The sequence below is a fragment of the Vibrio sp. Vb1980 genome (assembly GCF_033338615.1).
GTDB classification, from domain to species: domain Bacteria; phylum Pseudomonadota; class Gammaproteobacteria; order Enterobacterales; family Vibrionaceae; genus Vibrio; species Vibrio alginolyticus.
In genome coordinates, this window is record NZ_JAWOSZ010000182.1 from 1 (window position 1) to 516 (window position 516).

1 protein-coding gene is annotated in these 516 nt (G+C 43.4%); it reads left to right on the forward strand.

Annotated elements, in window-relative coordinates:
• Positions 1–325 (forward strand): hypothetical protein (locus R7F64_RS24405; RefSeq protein WP_318072225.1); only part of this gene is annotated, 325 nt, incomplete at its 5' end.
• Positions 326–516: the final 191 nt, after the last annotated feature.

Below are 516 nucleotides of genomic sequence, written 5' to 3' on the forward strand. Positions count from 1 at the left end.
AAGCATTGATGATCAGTTGGTTGAATCAACAGAAAGCCTTGTGATTAAAGTCGGAGATGTATCTGGCGTTGGCTATATTGATGATAATGATGTTCCGCCAACGGTTCAAAGCAACGAAATTTCCGGATTAGAAGACGAAGCGATTGTTATCACACTAGAACATTTAGGCGTCGTTGATACTGGGGTAAGTGTTGAGTTTGACACTTCTGCGCTAAATGGCTCACTACAAGTGAAGGGTTCTGATGGTTGGGAAGCGGTTTCTGGCAGTGTACTCGCTTCTGATATCGAAAATGGTATTGTTCGCTATGTTCCGGCTGAACATTAATCTGGTGCAAATGTTTTCGATAAAGATGGTGTTGGGAACGGCTTGGATACTTACGAGCAGATTCATTTCACTGTTAGTGATGGCAATTCTTCTGCTTCAGGTACGTTGAGTATCGACATAGAGCCTGTCGCGGACCCAATTAAGATTGACCTTACTTTCGGTCCAGTAACGTCTGTACCTGTGACATTAGG